The 18,481-nt window shown below is 37.9% G+C and carries 18 protein-coding genes; 17 read left to right on the top strand and 1 reads right to left on the bottom strand.

Going from position 1 to position 18,481, the window contains the following annotated elements; translation table 11 throughout:
* The first annotated feature begins 369 nt into the window (after positions 1–369).
* From HMPREF2961_RS06910 to HMPREF2961_RS06865, 11 genes are all read left to right on the top strand, one after another.
* The gene (locus HMPREF2961_RS06910) at positions 370–786 is read left to right on the top strand and encodes a PTS sugar transporter subunit IIA (RefSeq protein WP_002309312.1); all 417 of its coding nucleotides are present in this window, start codon (positions 370–372) and stop codon (positions 784–786) included.
* Complete coding sequence (locus tag HMPREF2961_RS06905; protein WP_002315055.1) at positions 783–1,253, top strand: PTS sugar transporter subunit IIB; 471 nt, start codon at positions 783–785, stop codon at positions 1,251–1,253. The genes HMPREF2961_RS06910 and HMPREF2961_RS06905 overlap by 4 nt, the downstream gene beginning before the upstream one ends.
* 19 nt (positions 1,254–1,272) lie before the next feature.
* Positions 1,273–2,052 carry a PTS mannose/fructose/sorbose/N-acetylgalactosamine transporter subunit IIC gene (locus tag HMPREF2961_RS06900; protein ID WP_002313784.1) on the top strand — a complete coding sequence of 260 codons (780 nt, stop codon included), beginning with the start codon at positions 1,273–1,275 and terminating at the stop codon, positions 2,050–2,052.
* Between the two features lie 14 nt (positions 2,053–2,066).
* Positions 2,067–2,879, top strand: a complete 813-nt coding sequence (locus tag HMPREF2961_RS06895) for a PTS system mannose/fructose/sorbose family transporter subunit IID (RefSeq protein ID WP_002335700.1) — start codon at positions 2,067–2,069, stop codon at positions 2,877–2,879.
* A 52-nt stretch (positions 2,880–2,931) separates the two neighbouring features.
* Positions 2,932–3,909, top strand: a complete 978-nt coding sequence (locus HMPREF2961_RS06890) for an SIS domain-containing protein (RefSeq protein ID WP_070704394.1) — start codon at positions 2,932–2,934, stop codon at positions 3,907–3,909.
* A 105-nt stretch (positions 3,910–4,014) separates the two neighbouring features.
* Complete coding sequence (locus HMPREF2961_RS06885; protein ID WP_024635178.1) at positions 4,015–6,744, top strand: sigma 54-interacting transcriptional regulator; 2,730 nt, start codon at positions 4,015–4,017, stop codon at positions 6,742–6,744.
* An 11-nt stretch (positions 6,745–6,755) separates the two neighbouring features.
* Positions 6,756–7,391, top strand: coding sequence for an HAD family hydrolase (locus HMPREF2961_RS06880; RefSeq protein WP_002315050.1), 636 nt, complete (start codon positions 6,756–6,758; stop codon positions 7,389–7,391).
* A gap of 76 nt (positions 7,392–7,467) precedes the next feature.
* The gene (locus HMPREF2961_RS15910) at positions 7,468–7,746 is read left to right on the top strand and encodes a hypothetical protein (RefSeq protein WP_073441419.1); all 279 of its coding nucleotides are present in this window, start codon (positions 7,468–7,470) and stop codon (positions 7,744–7,746) included.
* Between the two features lie 37 nt (positions 7,747–7,783).
* Positions 7,784–8,425, top strand: coding sequence for a YfbR-like 5'-deoxynucleotidase (locus tag HMPREF2961_RS06875; RefSeq protein ID WP_002288886.1), 642 nt, complete (start codon positions 7,784–7,786; stop codon positions 8,423–8,425).
* Between the two features lie 42 nt (positions 8,426–8,467).
* Positions 8,468–9,160, top strand: coding sequence for a carbonic anhydrase family protein (locus tag HMPREF2961_RS06870; RefSeq protein ID WP_029743305.1), 693 nt, complete (start codon positions 8,468–8,470; stop codon positions 9,158–9,160).
* The gene (locus HMPREF2961_RS06865) at positions 9,157–10,059 is read left to right on the top strand and encodes a LysR family transcriptional regulator (protein ID WP_002315047.1); all 903 of its coding nucleotides are present in this window, start codon (positions 9,157–9,159) and stop codon (positions 10,057–10,059) included. Before HMPREF2961_RS06870 ends, HMPREF2961_RS06865 begins: the two co-directional genes overlap by 4 nt.
* A 181-nt stretch (positions 10,060–10,240) precedes the next feature.
* Here HMPREF2961_RS06865 and efbA read toward each other — a convergent pair whose 3' ends face one another.
* Positions 10,241–11,947 carry a fibronectin-binding protein EfbA gene (gene efbA / locus HMPREF2961_RS06860; RefSeq protein WP_002315046.1) on the bottom strand — a complete coding sequence of 569 codons (1,707 nt, stop codon included), beginning with the start codon at positions 11,945–11,947 and terminating at the stop codon, positions 10,241–10,243.
* Positions 11,948–12,136: 189 nt separating this feature from the next.
* Between efbA and HMPREF2961_RS06855 the strand changes: the two genes are divergently transcribed.
* The 6 genes from HMPREF2961_RS06855 to HMPREF2961_RS06830 all read left to right on the top strand — a co-directional run bounded on the left by HMPREF2961_RS06855 (position 12,137) and on the right by HMPREF2961_RS06830 (position 18,383).
* Positions 12,137–12,760, top strand: a complete 624-nt coding sequence (locus tag HMPREF2961_RS06855) for a hypothetical protein (protein ID WP_002315045.1) — start codon at positions 12,137–12,139, stop codon at positions 12,758–12,760.
* A gap of 449 nt (positions 12,761–13,209) precedes the next feature.
* The gene (gene trpX, locus HMPREF2961_RS06850) at positions 13,210–14,259 is read left to right on the top strand and encodes a tryptophan ABC transporter substrate-binding protein (protein ID WP_070704391.1); all 1,050 of its coding nucleotides are present in this window, start codon (positions 13,210–13,212) and stop codon (positions 14,257–14,259) included.
* Entirely contained in the window at positions 14,256–15,137 is an 882-nt protein-coding gene (locus HMPREF2961_RS06845; protein WP_002309295.1) for an ABC transporter permease, read from the top strand. The genes trpX and HMPREF2961_RS06845 overlap by 4 nt, the downstream gene beginning before the upstream one ends.
* 2 nt (positions 15,138–15,139) lie before the next feature.
* A complete protein-coding gene (locus HMPREF2961_RS06840) occupies positions 15,140–15,910 on the top strand; it encodes an ABC transporter ATP-binding protein (RefSeq protein WP_002309294.1) in 771 nt (256 codons plus the stop codon).
* A gap of 277 nt (positions 15,911–16,187) precedes the next feature.
* Complete coding sequence (gene aroE / locus HMPREF2961_RS06835; protein ID WP_070704387.1) at positions 16,188–17,042, top strand: shikimate dehydrogenase; 855 nt, start codon at positions 16,188–16,190, stop codon at positions 17,040–17,042.
* A 177-nt stretch (positions 17,043–17,219) separates the two neighbouring features.
* Positions 17,220–18,383, top strand: coding sequence for an LCP family protein (locus HMPREF2961_RS06830; protein WP_002315042.1), 1,164 nt, complete (start codon positions 17,220–17,222; stop codon positions 18,381–18,383).
* Positions 18,384–18,481: the final 98 nt, after the last annotated feature.

Below are 18,481 nucleotides of genomic sequence, written 5' to 3'. Positions count from 1 at the left end.
AGACAAAAGTGTTCTTTACTTTTGTCTCACGCTCATTTTTTTTCATAATCCTGCATGGATGATTTGGATGAGGAAATATATCCATAAGATACATATGCCTTATCTTCAATAGCATTGATTACACAAAGTATGAACGACTTCAACGAGTCAAAAACAGCCCCTTGACTGTGTGATAGAAACACAGTCGAGGGGCTGTTTTTGTTTTATATATGTAGAAAAGCAGTTCAACACTTTTACAAAATCGATTGAACACTTCTCAGTAAATGATAAAAGTGTTGGGAAATAGTTGTAACTATTGATTTTACAGGCTTAACAGAAGTTGGCACGATATTTGCTTTATATAAAACTGTCAGCGAGGAGGAAATAAAAATGAATACGATTATTCTAGCTAGTCACGGCGCATTATCTCAAGGTCTAAAACAAACAGCTGAAATGATCTTGGGGCCTGCCACTAATATTTATGCATTATCAGCTTATCGAGATGAAGATGAGCCGATAGAACAACAAATACAAAGTATAGTTTCAAAATTAGGAAAAGAAAATCTATTTATTCTCACAGATATCTTAGGAGGAAGTGTCAATAATGAAATGATAGGACTGTTAAAGAAAGAGCCAGCAATACGCTTGATCACAGGAATGAATCTACCCTTAGTGATTTCAATCGCCACGCAAGTTAACCCAATTGCTGCTGCAGATTTAGAACTGATTATCGAAGAAAGTCGGCAGTCATTGATTGATTGCAATCGATTACTAAAAAAATCAAACGAAGGAGGAGATGATCTATGATCAAGTTCATTCGTATCGATCACCGATTGTTGCATGGACAAGTGGTGTTTTCTTGGAGTAAATCTTTGCAAATCAACCGAATTCTGGTGGTGAATGATGAAGCAGCCAATGATGAATTTAAAAAAATGTCTTTAGAACTATCAAAACCTCAAGGAATCAAACTCAATATATTTACCGTTGAAAATACATTGACAAAAATATCTAAAATAGAAACATTGAGCGAAAACATCATGATGATCTTTGGAAATACCAAGGATGTTCGTCAGTTTTGCGAAAGTTACTCAAACGTTAAGGAAATCAATTACGGAGGCATCATAAAAAAAGAAGGATCAAAACAATTCAGTAATGCTATCTTCTTGACTGAAAATGAGATAGAAGATGCGAAAGTACTAAAATCAATGGGCATCAAACAGTTCATGCAACAGGTTCCAACCTCAAAAAAAGAGGATTTGAATACAATGATTTAAAAAGAAAGGAGTTTACGTTATGTTGTTTCAATCGATTGCCTTAGGTCTGGTCGGAATCATGTGCATCTTGGACTCTAGACTACTAGGGAGGATGAATTTTGAACGGCCTTTAATCGTGAGTACGTTAGTTGGGTTAGTATTAGGTGACTTGGAAAAAGGTTTATTGGTTGGTGCTTCTCTGGAATTGATGTCGCTTGGTCTGGTAAATATCGGAGCAGCAGCGCCACCGGATATGAATATGGCGTCCATTATTGCTACAGCTTTTGCTATTCTATCTGGCTCCAATGCTGAAACTGCTCTGACTATTGCCATTCCAATCTCTGTGTTAGGACAAATGCTTGGAATATTGATGCGGACGGTACTCTCAAATCTGACACATTGGGCAGATAATTTAATCAATGAAGGAAAGTTCAGCAGAGCACGACGGATCCACATAATCTATGGTACGGTCTTATATTCACTGATGTATTTTATCCCTATCTTTTTAGCTGTTTACTTTGGAACAGATTTAGTGAAAAATATCGTGAGCAGTATCCCAGTATGGTTGACAAATGGTCTGACTTTAGCAAGCAAAATTTTACCAGCATATGGTTTTGCTTTGTTGTTACAAACGATGTTGACGAAAAAAATGATCCCGTTTTTATTACTTGGTTTTCTAATCACAGCTTACTCCGGATTAAGCATCACAGGTATCGCAGCTTTTGCTTGCATTGTGGCCTTTGTGATGGCACAAGTCAAATTCAATGGTAAAGATAATAGGACAGCTGTAAGCGAACCTGATCCTTTAGATGATTTATAGAAAGGAGTTTTTTTATGACTAAGAAAGATCAAAATAGTTGGAAGTATTGGCAATTTTTCTGGCGTTCGTGGGCAATACAAGCTTCATGGAATTACGAACGACAAATGAATATGGGGTTTATGTATGGGATCGCACCAATCATTGATAAAATCTATGACAAGCCAGAAGACAAACAAAAGAAAATCGATGCTTATGAGCGGCACATGGCTTACTACAATTGTACGCCGCAAACAAGTTCATTCGTTTTAGGACTAGCGGCATCTATGGAAGAACAATATGCCGAAGATCAAGAGAATTTTAATCCGGAAACCATCAGTGCTTTGAAGACTTCGCTTATGGGCCCTTTGTCAGGAATCGGAGACTCTTTCTTCCAAGGAACCATACGTGTTTTAGCCTTTGGCTTTGGAATCAATCTCGCTCAGCAAGGTAGTATCTTAGGCCCTATCTTGGCCATTATCATCTCCTTCATTCCGTCCTTTTTCGTTACATATTATGGCGGAAAAATTGGTTATAATACTGGGAATAAATATTTAGCGAAACTGTATCAAGAAGGGCTGATGGATAAAGTGATGTATGTTTGTACGATTATCGGTTTGATGGTCATTGGAGCTATGATTGCTAGCATGATTGGAATCACCACGCCGCTAAGATTCGGCAAGGCGTTTGTTTTACAGGATGTTTTAGATAATATCATGCCCCAGTTGATTCCTTTAGGGCTGACATTTTTTATGTATTGGTTGTTGCAAAAGAAAGTTCGGACCGGTTTGATGCTCACTATTTGTATCGCTGGTGGTGTTTTACTAAGTTTATGCGGGATTTTTAATTAAGGGACCAACCTAATTTAGGTTAAAAATAAATAGTATGAGGAGGAATTCAAACATGAATTCAACATTAAGTCCAAAAGATATCGTCAAAGAAATCATCGCGAACAAAGAGGTGGAGTCCATCGTATTTGTCGGCTGTGGTGCATCGAAAGCAGATCTATATCCAGCAAAATATTTTTTAGAACAAAACGCAAACAAATTACGTATCAGCCACTTTACGGCAAATGAATTCAATTATGCGACACCTCGCTCGATCAACGATCATACTGTAGTTATTTCAGCTTCATTGGGAGGTACGACTCCTGAAACTGTTCAAGCTAACGCAGTAGCGAAAGAACAAGGTGCCACAGTTGTTAGTTTAACACATAGCGTAGATTCTCCGTTAACGAAAGACGCAGACTATGTGATTTATCATCGTTTCACAGAAGATTACGCAGCAAAACTAGAAAAAACAGGTTACTGCTTAGAACTTGCAGTTGAACTACTAAATCAGATCGAAGGGTATAAAGACTACGATAAGATGATGGATGGTTTCGACAAAATTTATGATTTGTCGCAAGAAAGTGCAAAGGGAGCACGTCTACAAGCAAAAAAATTCGCCGAACGTTTCAAAAATGAAAAGGTGATATATGTTATGAGTTCAGGAGCGACTCATGAAGTTGCGTATTCCACTTCTATTTGTTTAATGATGGAGATGCAATGGATTCACTCTGGTACTTTCCATTCTGGTGAATTTTTCCATGGTCCATTTGAAATCACGGACAAAGACGTACCATTTATCTTATTGATGAATGATGGTCGTACGCGTCAAATGGATGCCCGAGCACTGACCTTTTTGAATCGTTTCGATGCAAAAATAGAAATCGTAGATGCACTGGATTGGGGACTGTCTGCCCACATTGCGAAAGAGGTTCTTGATTACTTCAATCCATTCGTCATCACAGCAGTATTCCGCGTCTATGCAGAAGAATTAGCTGAAGTACGCCAGCATCCGCTGACAAAGCGTCGTTATATGTGGAAATTAGAGTATTAAACTAGAGCTGAGGCCAAGTGCCTCGGCTTTTCTTCCCATGCATTGAAAAGGGTTTCTTATTCTCGTACAATTGATTGAGCAAGAGTAAATTGGGTGGTGTTGATCATGAACAAAAAAGTAGAAAAATATTTAAAAGAGCTGACAAAAAATTACAGTGAGCATCATGCAGAAGATTTTTCAGCTTTATCAATTAGCGAAAATGTCGGTTTGAATCGAAGTACAACAAGCTTCTACTTAAATCAAGGAATGAAAGAAGGAATATTGGTCAAGGTCAAGAGTTACCCCGTCTCTTTTTTACATGTTGAAACTTTAGCTGAACTTGGCATTTTCCACAGAGAATCTGAATATGAAACTTGGGAAGACTTATTTGCAGCAGAAAAAGCCAATGCATTAGAAACGGTGATTGGAGCAAATGGCAGCTTAAGAGAAGTAGTTGATCAAATAAAGACAGCAGTACTTTATCCTGGGAATGGGTTGCCTATTCTTTTATCAGGCAATAGCGGTTCAGGGAAAACATTTTTAGCAGAAAAAATCTATGAATATGCTGTAGCAGAAAAGGTCATCCCAAAAGATGCTCCGTTTATCTCTTATAATTGTGCCCAATATTTCAACAATCCTGAACTCTTGTCTTCTGCTTTGTTTGGACATGTCAAAGGAGCATTTACTGGAGCGGAAAAAGAACATATTGGATTGATAGAAAAAGCTGATAATGGCGTATTATTTTTGGATGAGGTACACCGCTTAAGTGATGAAGGGCAAGAAAAGCTTTTTACATTTATGGATACAGGAGAAATTTCACCGATGGGGGACAATGCAATCAGACATAAAGCAAACGTCCGTATGATATTTGCAACAACTGAGAATGTCTATCAAACATTTTTGCCGACATTTATTCGCCGTTTGCCAGTGATTGTCATGTTACCGAATTATGAACGTCGTCCGCAATCAGAGCGTATGCAACTGATAGACACATTTTTTATTAATGAAGCGAATATTTTGTCAAAACGCATCGATGTAAGTTATCAACTAGTGGACTTTTTGCTTAATAGTGACCTAGAAGGCAATGTAGGGAAGATAAAGAACATCGTGAAATATGTCTGCGGTAGTGCGTACGCCAAAAATCAAAATAGTCTGTCTATTCGAGTTCGTTTGAAGGATCTTCCAACTGAAAATACCATGCAGCTAAAAGAGCAGCTGAAAAAAACGATTAAAGCTTTACCAGACCGCCAATATTTGCCGCATACAGCTAATCAAGTCTTTTTAGAATCTTCAGAAGTCAGGCAAATCAGGCAGTTATTTGAAAAAATAGTGCAAATGTATCAAAAAGTTGAAAAGCAAGAATTAATGATTAAAGATTTTATTGATCATACGGTAAATCGAATCAATCATTTGATGGACGAGTTTATTTTTAAAGATAGTTATTCGAAAGAAGAATCATTTTATTCTGTACTAACCTATCAGATACGAGAAACTTTTGATTGGATGCATGAAAACTACGGATTGGAACAAGATGGTAATCGTGTGATTGCCCTGGCACAGTATCTCTACCATAAAAACAACACAGATATGATTGCAGAAAACCATGAATGGCAAAGTGTCAAAGACAAGTTGTTAGAATTGGTTTCGAGTTCCATAGATACTTCTTATTGGTATGCTAAAAAAGTACTAGGACATATTTCTCGACAATTAGATCAAGATTTTAAAGAGGAAGATTTGATTTTTATTTCCTTTTATTTTCATGGGCTGCAGATCACGCTAGGAGAAAAGAAAATCAAGAGTATCATTTTAGCTCATGGTTATTCTACTGCTAGCAGTATGGCGAACGTAGGCAATCGGATGCTGAAGCAGAATATCTTTCAAGCTTATGATATGCCAATCAATATCACGTTAGCTAAAGTCGAAGAACAAGTCATTCGCTTTATCAATGATCATCAAACGGACGCCGGGTTGATTTTATTAGTAGATATGGGGTCGTTGAACGAAATCGGAAAAAAGCTAGCAGATAAAATACGTGGTCCACTGCTGATTATCGATTATGTCTCTACGCCTCTTGTATTGGAGATTGGGCAGTTGATTCAAAGACAAATGTCTATCGCAGAAATCAGCCAAAAAATCGATATAGAAAACAAAGTAAAAAAACAACTAATACTACCAAAAAAAGAAAAAACACAGGCAATCTTAACTTGCTGTTACACCGGAATAGGTTCAGCTACTCAAATACAAGAGATTTTGGAATCTTGTTTAGAAAATCATTGCAAAGAATTGACGATTATTCCGTATGATTACAAAAAATTGCAAAAAAATAAAATGTATGAGGATCCTTTCCAGATATATGAAGTATTGATGATTGTAGGAACAGAAGATCCCAAAATCGAACAGGTTCCTTATATTGGTCTTGATCATTTAATTAACGGTGAAGATGTTGAGAAGTTCATTTCAATTCTACAAGATTATTTTGACATACGTGATAAAGATTTAAAAGAACAGCTGATGTTCAGTTTTTCAATTAATAAAATCATCGAGAATTTAACGATTTTGGACGCAACCAAACTGTTGCGTTTAGTGCAAAGTGCTGTATCCGTAGCTGAGGAAACCTTAGAGATCACTCTATCTAATAGTAAGTTGTTTTTACTATACCTACATTGCTGCTGTATGATTGAACGAATTTTAAGGAAAGAAAGTGTGGATGAACAAGAAGATATAGAGGAATATACGACTCAAGCAGGGGCAGAAATGGAACAGATTCATCGTGCCTTTTTCGAGATAGAGAGTGAGTATACTATCAAGATTTCCACGTTGGAGTTACGATTGATTCATGAAATTATTTATGGATAGGAGGAAGGTTTGTGAATTTAGGCATGATTTTTGATATGGATGGTGTCTTAATTGACTCAGAAAACTTTTATTTTGATCGACGTATGCAATTTTTCAAAGAAAAAAACATCCTACCAGGTTCGACGAATAAGTTGGATTTCGTTGGACTGACAGAAAATGGGATTTGGGAAGTATTGGTCTCAGAAAAAGACCAACGAGCTAATCTTAAAAAAGAATACCTTGCATACCGGGAAAAACATCCTATTGACTTTAAAATAGCATTGCGAAAGGGTGCGGAAGACATCTTGGATTATTTAAAAAAGAAAAGTATCAAAATTGCTCTTGCTTCTTCTTCTCCGCAAAGAGAAATCGACAAAATGCTGACACAGAATGCTTTAGCACCATACTTCGATTTTGTCATTTCAGGGGAAAAGCTATCTAAAAGCAAACCACATCCAGAAATTTATCAAATCGCAGTAAATGCATTGGATGGTAGACATTGCATCGCAGTAGAAGATTCTCCTGTTGGTATTGCATCAGCAAAAGCAGCTAATTTATATACGATTGCATTAAAGCAAGATCTGCCCCTTGATCAGGCACAAGCAGATATCGTGATTGATGAGTTGAATGATATCATCCAAATAATCGAAACTTACGATATAGATTGATTCAACTCTCCGAAAAAGATTTAAATGCTCCGAAATTTCGTGAAATTTTTGAACAAGAATCTTAAGCATATAATTAATTGATTGTGAGAAAAAATGGCTATCAATCGATATAAAAACAATCCAAAAACTGATTGCGGGAAGCATCTTTTCATCAGGTATGAAAAGAAATTTCTATCGTAATCAGTTTTTGATTTTTGCAAAATTTATTTTGCTAAGACTGGTTAGCAGAGAGAAGAGAATAATCTCTTCTCTGCACTCTATTCTATCGAGATTTTCTCTATTTTTTGGTAAGCGAGCTGTTGCGAAAATGGAAAAGAGCGGAAATGTTGCGAATGTCAGTTATTTAATGATATGATATTCGGAAAAAGAAATCTCAAAGGGAGGTAACTTTTATGGGATTGAATGAATTTATTTTAGGATTGAACAATTTAGAGACGATCACAAGGGCACCTGGTTTTTTTAAATATACGGAGCATACAGTTGCAGCACATTCGTATCGTGTCGCGTCCATTGCGCAAGTTCTGGGAGATATTGAAGAAGCAAATGGGCAGCCAATCGATTGGAAACTGCTCTATGAAAAATCACTGAATCATGACTACACAGAACGTTTTATTGGTGATATCAAAACACCAGTGAAATATGCAAGCAAAGAATTAAGAGGGATGCTGCAAACAGTTGAAGAAAAGATGACGGACGAATTCATCAACCAAGAGATTCCAGCTGAGTTCCAAGAAGTTTATCGCCGTCGGTTGTTCGAAGGAAAAGATGAAACCGTAGAAGGAGAACTATTAGCCATTTCAGATAAGGTTGACCTTCTTTATGAGTCTTTTGATGAAATCATCAAAAATAATCCAGAAAAAGTTTACAAGGAGATGTTCATTGAGGCAGTGACTACTATCAAAAGCTTTGAACATCGGCCTTCTGTTCAGTATTTCTTTAAAGAAATATTTCCGGAACTATTGAACCAGGAATTTTATGGAAAAGAGGCGTTTTTAGAAACCGTCTCAACGATTGTAAAGAAAGAAGAAAAATAAAAACGATATGAGATGCAGGGGGAAGTATAGTTGAAAAAGAATATGGATGTCGAATGGGGCTATTCTGGAGACAGAGGTCCGGAAAATTGGGCGAATTTATGTGATTGGTTTGCGAGAGGTGCAGAATTTCCGTTGCAGTCACCTATTCATTTAACAAAAGGTGAAGAAATAAAAATGAAAGGAGATACACTTTCGTTTCATTATCAAAAGCAACGCTTTACTGACAAGGAATTCAAAAATACGATTCATTTAGTACCTTTTGATCAACTCAGTTATGTAGAGTTCAAGAAAGAACGCTATTATTTGACAGATATTCATTTCCACTTACCATCTGAACATATCATCGACGGGAACCAGGAAGATATTGAATTTCATTTTGTTCATATGAACAGCAAAAAAGAGAATCTTGTCGTGGGAGTCATGTATCAGTTAATGGAACAGGAAGGTTGGTTTTATGATCAAGAAAACGGAGAGAGATGGAATTTAGAAAAACATGAACACTGGGTAAATCCGGATGTCTTCTTTCCAGAGAAAAAAAGCCATTTTCATTATGTAGGTTCATTGACAACTCCACCTACCAGCGGGCCAATCCAATGGTTTGTGATGGATCATGTAGGAAAATTGAACCAAGAGTTTCTTCTACCCTTCAAAGGGCAGTATGCACAGCCGAACAACCGACCAATTCAACCCTTGAATGGAAGAGAAATTTATTATTTCGAGGAGTTTGAGGAATGAATATTCAACAAATGAAATATGTGGTCGCTGTGGCAAACAATGGTAGTTTCAGAGAAGCAGCAAAGAAAATGTTTGTTTCGCAGCCAAGTCTTTCAGCTGGTATCAAAGAATTAGAGACTGAGTTAGGAATTACGCTGTTTACTCGAACGAATCGAGGTGCATATTTAACAGAAGAAGGACAAGACTTCTTAAATCGTGCCGAAAAAATCTTGGTTCAGCTTGATACATTAGAAAGTCACTATCTAACGAGTGAAAAGAGAGACAATTTTTCAATCGCTGCCCAGCATTATGATTTCTTAGGTCCTTTGACCGCACAGCTACTCGAGGAATTCAAAGATGAAATCAAACAATTTCGGATCATGGAGACGACGACGGCGAGAGTGATCGAAGAAGTCAAAGAGCAGCATAGTGAAATCGGCATTATTTATATGAACGAGCATAATCAAGCTGGTATCAGAAGATATTTGCAACAAGGAGAACTAAGTGGCCGCAGCATTGGAAAATTTAAAACACACATTTTTTTAAGGCATGGACATCCGCTAGCTACACACGCAGAGATCACAAAAGAAGAATTGTTATCTTATCCTCAAGTTCGTTTTACACAGGATGGAAATAATTTTCCGTATTTTTATGAAGACCTTATCGAGATTCCTGATCAAGAAACAGTGGTCTATACCAGTGATCGAGGGACTTTGATGAATATCGTTCTTGAAACTGATGCGTACGCTTCAGGGTCTGGTATTGTGATTGGAGGAATTCGTGAGCACTTGCGGTTAATCCCTTTAGCAGAAGGCGAACTAAATGAATTTTATATCATTTATTCGGCAAAGCGCCCACTCAGTGAAATCGCTCAAAGATTTATCAAAGAGCTTACTCGGTTACTGGACCAACAGAATTAAGAAAAGTAGACGGAACATCTGACTGATATTAAGTAGAAAGAACAGCCAAACAAAACAGTTTATTCGAAATAAGGGGTTGTGACACGAATTTTGTCACAACCCCTCTTTTTATAGAAAGCAATCTATAACTGATTGCTTTTATGAAAAAGTACGAAAATATGATTCTAAGAAAATACATTCATTACCCGTTTTGTTTCATAGCTGTAATTTTCTCTTCTTCTGGTGTCACGATGACTGTTTTCTGATTTTCATAAATGACGTAACCAGGTTTGGCACCATTTGGCTTGCGGATATGCTTCACTTGTACAAGATCAACTGGTACTTGGGCAGAGTATCGGTATTTTGAAAAATAGGCAGCTAACTCGGCAGCTTCGGTAATTGTTTCATCTGAAGGCTGATCACTTTTGATGATGACGTGCGAACCAGGGATATTTTTTGCATGAAGCCAATAGTCGGTTTTCTTAGCTGTTTTCATTGTCAGCTGGTCATTTTGAAGATTGTTTTTACCGACAAGAATGAGCGTTCCGTCAGAAGAAAAGTATTGATCAGGCTGAGATGGTTTCTTTTTCTTTTGTTTTTTCTGTGTCTTCTTTTTCAAATAGCCCTCAGCAGTCAATTCTTCTTTGATTGCTTCGATATCCATCGGACCGGCAATTTCCAGTTGAGATAAGACAGATTCAAGATATTGGATTTCATCTTTGGCTTCTTGGATTTGTTCGCCGATCAACTTAACGGCGTTCTTCAGCTTTTGGTATCGATGGAAATATTTCTGTGCATTTTGATTTGGCGTCAGCGCCGGATCTAATGCTATTTTGATTGGCCGATCTTCTTCATAATAATTAGGTAAAACAACTTCTTTTGCGCCACGTGGTACTTGTGTCAGAAAGGTAGTAAGTAGTTCGCCATCTCTACGGTAATTCTCAGCGTTTTCGGATTCTTTGAGTGTTTGTTCACGTTTTTTCAATTTATTTTTATTTCGTTTTAGTTCATTTTCGATTTTTCGGATCAGTTCTCCGCCTTGTTGTTTTGCCCAATCTTTCTCCGCTTTTTCGTGATAATAGCTATCTAATAATTGACTGAGTGTTGGATAAGTTGTCACAGCAGATGCTTGTTCGGAAAATACCTGATAAACAATCGGCGTAAAAAAATCTTTATTTGTCGTTTCGTAAAAAGTAGGAATAGGGTGATTGATGATCGACGAGAAAAATTCTTCCCAAACAACCATTTTTTCATTAGGACGTTCAAGCAATCTCTTGGTCAGCTCTTGAGCAGTATCGAAACCGATTCCCTGAAACTGATGTTGGATTGCTTTTGGTTCTAGTTCAGTTTGAGAAAGTCGCTGAAAGATTTTTTCTTTATCGGAGCTAAATGGATTCAAGACCTCTTGTTTTGGCGGAGCAATGTATTCTACGCCGGGAAGCAAAGAACGATAAGTGTTTTGAGAGCTTCCGATGTGTTTGATCGCGTCCAATATTTTCCCAGTTTCTTGATTAACTAAGACGATCGTGCTATGACGTCCCATTAATTCAACGATCAATATGATATTCTGTAGATCGCCCAACTCGTTGCGCTTAGCAAAGTGAAAATGGATCACTCGATCGTTTTCGATTTGTTCGATGTTTTCTAAAATAGCACCATCCAAATACTTTCGAAGCATCATCACGAAGTTAGGCGGATTATCAGGATTCTGATAATCGATTTGGGTAATCTGTACACGAGCATAACTAGGGTGCGCAGATAATAATAATCGATGGTTTTTGCCGCGTGAACGAATCACCAGCACGATTTCATTTTCATAAGGCTGATGGATTTTCGAGATCCGACCAGATAGTAACGTTTCACGCAATTCGTTGACCATCGCATGGGTAAATACACCATCAAAGGACATGGCTCATTCCTCATTTCTTTTCATAAGTATGTTCATTATAACGAAAAAAAGAAGAAAAACCAATTTGTCCGAATAGTGAAGCAAAAGTCTAGAAAAAACTTGGACTAATTACATAAAAAACAGTGTTTCTATCGTTGAAATCCAAATTTTTAGGTATAATAAAAAATAGGAGAAAAAGTAGAAAAGAAGGTGTTTGTTATTTGGGAAGCAGTTAAATCGAGAGTACAAGAAATGAATGATCATTTCTCAGTGTCATTCGCAGAAAATCCAAGTAAGTATTTTCGACGTCTTGTGTTTCTGCTCATCTTATCATTGCTGCTAACAATTGCGATGTTTTTGTTGCCGGAAAAAATCCGAGAAGAGCAAGTAAATAGTCTCGTTTATTCATCCATACCAACCAGTAAATTAAAACCTTTTGCTTACAGCCAAGCGGATCAGAAAATCAAACAAAGCCGAGCGATATCGGTGATGTTCAGCAAACCGAACGGGAAAACCTATCAGGATGTGCTGGATGTCTTTAATGATCCTGAGCTTATGGAAGAATTGAATCGACCGATCTTTTATTATCCGATCGTTTATGATGTACATGAACTGGAACAAAAATATAACATACGAACGGATGAAGTGACATTTATTTTCTTTGATGGAGGAAAAGAAGCAAATCGGATAACTGCGGGTAAGGGAGGAATAACTGATTTTGATAAGGAGTTGATCCCTGAGCTGAATCGACTACCGTTAGCCAATATCAAACAATTAGAAGAAGAAATGGATAGAACAGGAACAGCTTCCCCAAATGCCGAGACTGCTAATTGAGTCGTTAGCGTGATGAAATGGTGGCTCTATATAGTGCTATTTTTAATTATCAGAACAAGTGATGTTTGATCTTCAAAATAACAAATGAAAAAAATGAAAAATATAGTTGACGAAATTCAAAAATTCGATTAGACTTAAATCAATTCTTAAGGAAAGGGTGACCTGTAATGAACTTATCAAAACGTATTTCAGCAGAGAACAAAAAAAATTGGCGCAGCTGGCGTAGATAAGTTGTATTAATGGTGAAACTTTCCCATAGATACAACTTTTTAGAGTGCATTTCTAAAGCTTGTATCTATGCTAGACATGAACATTGACTGCCGCATAGATCCTATCTATGCGGTTTTTTGTGTAAAGACAATGACCGTTTTGGCCATTGTCTTTTTTTGTAGACTGGATACTTGCCTGATTATAATAAATAAAAAGATTGACTTTGCAGGAGGAAAAAAATGAAAAACAAACGTTTAATAACAGTTGTAGTAATTATTTTAGTTTATTTAGCAGGCGCATTTATTTATGGAAAAGCCTCAGGCGAAAAAGAAAGTACTTCGACGAACCAGACAAAAAAAACAACAGTTGTCGGGGTATTGCAATATGTGAGCCATCCGGCATTAGATGAGATTTATCGAGGGATCAAAGATGGCCTGAAAGAAGAAGGATTAAAAGAAGGAGAAAATCTTGAAATCAAATTTCAAAATGGACAAGCCGATCAGAGCAAGCTAGCCACAATGAGTCAACAACTAGTACAATCCGATCCTGATGTTTTGATCGGAATCGCAACGCCTGCTGCTCAATCATTAGCAAACACGACTTCGTCCATCCCCGTTGTATTAGGTGCTGTAACGGATCCTGTGGGGGCTGGATTAGTTGCTTCTTTAGAGAAACCTGGTGGAAATGTGACAGGTGTTTCTGATCAGCCGCCTGTTGCTTCACAAATCAAGCTTGCTTCTGATTTGCTGCCAAATGCAAAAAAAGCCGGAATCTTGTATGCTTCTTCGGAAGATAATTCAAAGTACCAAGTAGCACAAGCGGAAGAAGCTGCAAAAAAAGAAGGGTTAGAAGCAGTAAAATATGCGGTGCCTTCCACTAATGAGATTGCACAAACGGTTCAAGTGATGAGCCGACAAGTCGATTTTATCTATGTTCCATTAGACAATACGATTGCCAATGCTATGCAGACAGTGGTGAAAGAAGCGAATAAAGCAAATATCCCCGTCATTCCTTCTGTTGATACAATGGTAGAACAAGGCGGACTAGCAACAATCGGGATCAATCAATATCAATTAGGGCTTCAAAGCGGTAAGATGGCGGCAGAACTTGCGAGCGGAAAAGAAAAACCGGAAACGACGCCTGTTTATACGTTTGATCAAGGGGATACAGTGATCAATCAATCTCAGGCTGATCGCTTAGGAATCACGATTCCCCAAACGATGAAAGAAAAAGCCAAAATCATTACAGATGACTCGCAACAAGAAACATCTAAGGAGGATGACAAATGATCGTATCAGCTATTTCACAGGGCATGCTTTGGGCAATATTAGGATTAGGGATTTTCATGACCTATCGGATCTTAGATTTTCCTGATATGACGACAGAAGGGTCCTTCCCATTAGGTGCTGCTGTCTGTGTGACAGCTATTACTCATGGGGTAGCGCCGATTTTAGCTACGTTATTGGGCGTAGGCGCTGGTATGGTAGCAGGACTCATTACAGGGTTACTTTATACAAAAGGAAAGATACCGGTTATTCTAGCAGGGATTTTAGTGATGTCAGGATTGAACTCAGTTATTTTGTTTGTGATGCGAACACCAAATCTTTCTTTATTGAATCATCCGATTCTACAAGACAGCTTCCATCGCTTTGGGTTACCGGATTACTTTGACACAGTCCTTCTTGGCTTCATCTCTTTGGGCATCTTGATTGCTGTACTGCTATTCTTCTTCAATACAGATTTAGGTCAAGGCTATATTGCGACAGGAGACAACGAAACGATGGCTCGGTCGTTAGGGATAAAAACCGATCGTATGAAAATTTTAGGTTTGACTTTGTCTAACGGTGTCATTGCGTTATCCGGTGCGCTGATTGCCCAGAATGACGGATATGCAGATGTAAATAAAGGGATTGGCGTGATCGTCATCGGTCTTGCTTCCATCATCATCGGTGAAGTGATTTTCCAAGAATTGACGCTAGCAGAAAGATTGATTGCTATTGTTGTCGGCAGTATCATTTATCAGCTATTGATCTTAGTAGTAATCAAACTAGGGTTTGACACGACTTATCTGAAGTTGTTCTCCGCTATCATCTTAGCTATTTGTCTGATGATCCCGCAATTGAAGAAAGCACTGAACTTAAAAACGGGTTTTGAGAAGGAGGCCTAGTAATGACAGATATATTGACAATCAAAAACGGCAGAAAAGTCGTAAACAATGGAATGAATGAAGAGAAAGTGCTATTGGATGAAATCAACCTTACAATCAGAGAAGGGGACTTCATCACTGTCCTTGGAGGGAATGGTGCTGGAAAAAGCACATTGTTCAATACGATTGCTGGTACGCTTCAACTCAGTCAAGGATCGATCTCTTTTAAAGATCAGCTGATCACAAAAGATTCAGAAGAAAAAAGAGCACGATTTCTTTCTCGGGTTTTCCAAGACCCTAAGATGGGAACGGCTCCCCGAATGACTGTAGCAGAAAATCTGCTGCTTGCACAAAAAAGAGGACAAAAGCGGAAATTCCGTTTACGTAACTTGAAAAATCAAAAAGAAGATTTTTTCAGACTATGTCAAGAAGTCGGTAATGGCCTAGAACAACATTTGGATACTCCAGCAGGGGAATTATCTGGCGGTCAACGGCAAGCATTAAGTTTGCTGATGGCGACGATCACGGCTCCTGAACTACTGTTATTAGATGAACATACTGCCGCTTTAGATCCTAAAACAGCTAAAGCATTAATGCAGTTAACAAATCAGCGGATCAATGAACAAAAATTGACTTGTCTCATGATCACGCATCGAATGGAAGACGCCTTGAAATACGGAAATCGTCTGATCGTACTCCAAAAAGGAAAAATCGTTCAGGATCTTTCTGAAAAAGAAAAGCAACATTTGACAATGGGCGACCTTTTGCAATTCTTTGAAGAAGTAGTGGATTGATCTCGACAGAAAAATCCCTTTCAGTAGAAGAACTTGAAAACTCATTGACATCTTCCTTTGATTCATCCTATACTTAAAACAATAAGCAATTGAACATATTTGGGTGTTTTGTAGGATCACGTAGTCAATGATTTTAACAATTAAATAGAATATTCTTTGCTCTGACAAGTAAACGATGAGAAAAGAATTTGCTACTTTCCACCTAGACGTTTCGTACTTTTTCGTATCAAACGCTAAGTGGCTTTTTTTATTGAAGCAAGAACAAAGGAGGAATAAGATGATTTCTGGAAAAACCAAATTAGCTGGGCTCTTTGCTGATCCGGCTTCTCACAGTTTATCTCCATTGATGCACAATACTGCTTTTGAAGCAAACAACATCGATGCGGTATATTTAGCTTTCAAAGTAAACCCAATGAATTTAAAGCAAGCAGTCGAAAGTATTCGAACTTTTGATATGTTAGGTGTAAACCTTTCAATGCCGAATAAAACAGCGGTTATTCCTTATCTGGATGAGGTAAGCCAGGAAGCACAATTGATCGGAGCAGTAAATACGATCGTGCACGAAAAGGGTCGTTTGATTGGCTATAATACTGATGGTGCGGGCTTCATGCAATCTGTGCAAGAAGCTGGGATTTCGGTCAAAAAGAAAAAAATGACTCTACTGGGCGCTGGAGGTGCAGCAAAGGCAGTCACTGTTCAAGCGGCGTTAGACGGCGCTAAGGAAATCGTAGTTTATAAACGAAACAACCAAACATTCGCTCAAGTAAAAGAAACATTCGAACAACTCAGCTATCGAACTTCTTGTGAGATAAAAGTTCGTAATTTTGCCGATACAGATCAATTAAGAAAAGACTTGAAAGAAAGCTGCCTTCTAGTCAATGCAACAGATATCGGGATGGGCAAGAAAATCGATCAGTCACCGCTCTTAGATATAAGCATGATGCATGAGAATCTAGCGGTTTTTGATTTGATTTATGCACCTAGAGAAACACGTTTATTAAAAGAAGCAAAAAAAGTAGGAGCAAAAGGATACAATGGACTTGGCATGTTGATCTACCAAGGAGCAATCGCATTTGAATTATGGACAAAGGAAAAGATGCCGATCCATGTGATTGAAAAGCTGTTTGATTAAAAAAGGATAATAGATAAAGATTTTTTATTCTCGCATAAACGGTCTCAAGAAAAGTAATTCTTTATGTATCGAAGCATTTATTTCGTTATTTTTTATTAAATTATCAAAAAATGATAGGCTTTTGTCGATTGGTTATCGTATCCTTTATTTATCAGTAAGAAACGAGGAGGAACCACAATGAGTCGGATGGATCGCTATAAGGACATCCATAAGAAGGCGAAACCTCTGAAGCGGGATACGGGGAGTATTTTTGCTAGAAGAGAACGAAAACGAACGCGTGTGGAAAATGAGGAAGATGCTACCCGTATTTATGAAAGAGAGCAGCATTCATTTGAAGATTTGAACCAACACGAACAACAGATATATAGAGATGTACCAAGAGCAGAAGAACAACAAAAAAATAAAAAATTTTTCAATCGGCAAAAGAAGAACAAACCGTTGAAACCTCGAAGAAAGCGATCGTGGAAAAAAATCATTCTATCGATTTTGCTTGTTTTGATCCTTTATTCAGGTATCTCATTTTTTATTGGTAAATATGTAGCTGAACATGACACAAGCTTAGAGGCAGCGACTTCAGAAACCTTTCATGGGCAAAAAGCGACGAATGGTGCGCATAATATTTTGATCCTTGGGAGTGATACACGCGGAGAAGATGCCGGGCGAGCCGATACGATCATGGTCTTACAGTTGGATGGTCCTTCCCATAAGCCGAAACTGATTTCTTTTATGCGCGACAGCTTCGTTACGATCCCAGGGGTAGGACAAAATAAGATCAATTCAGCTTATGCATACGGAGGAGCCGATTTAGTGCGTCAGACTTTAGTAGAAAATTTTGGAATCAATTGTCAATACTATGCGAAAGTCGATTTCAAGTCGTTTGAAAAAGTGATCGATGCCTTGTTCATGAACGGAGTGAAGATCGATGCAGAAAAAGATCTGAATCTGGATGGTGTAGATATTAAAAAAGGGGTCCAGAAGATGGATGGACATGTTCTTTTGCAATATGCACGTTTCCGAATGGATGAAGAAGGAGACTTTGGCCGTGTCAGACGCCAACAGCAAGTAATGAACGCTATTTTCAGCCAATTGAAGAATCCATTGAATCTGATCCGTGCACCTTATGCAGCTGGTAAAGCTTTAGGGTATACATCCACAGATGTCACTGCTTGGTTCTTGACGAAAAATCTCTTTTCGATTGCACGAGGAGCTGGTGGCATTGATCGAATAAGTGTGCCAGTAGACGGTTCGTGGAATTATGGGCAAAGTGATTATGCTGGCAGTATTCTTGAAATTGATAATCAAATGAATCAAGCTGCTATTACAGATTTTTTGAATAAATGATCATAAAAAAGATCAAGAAGACAAGGCTTTTGTCATGAATCAATCAAACGATTCACTCGTAAAAAACGCTTTCTTATGGTAGATTATAACCAAGAAAG

It is taken from the genome of Enterococcus sp. HMSC076E04 (assembly GCF_001814285.1).
Classification (GTDB): Bacteria; Bacillota; Bacilli; order Lactobacillales; family Enterococcaceae; genus Enterococcus_B; species Enterococcus_B lactis.
This window is presented reverse-complemented; position numbering and strand designations above follow the sequence as displayed.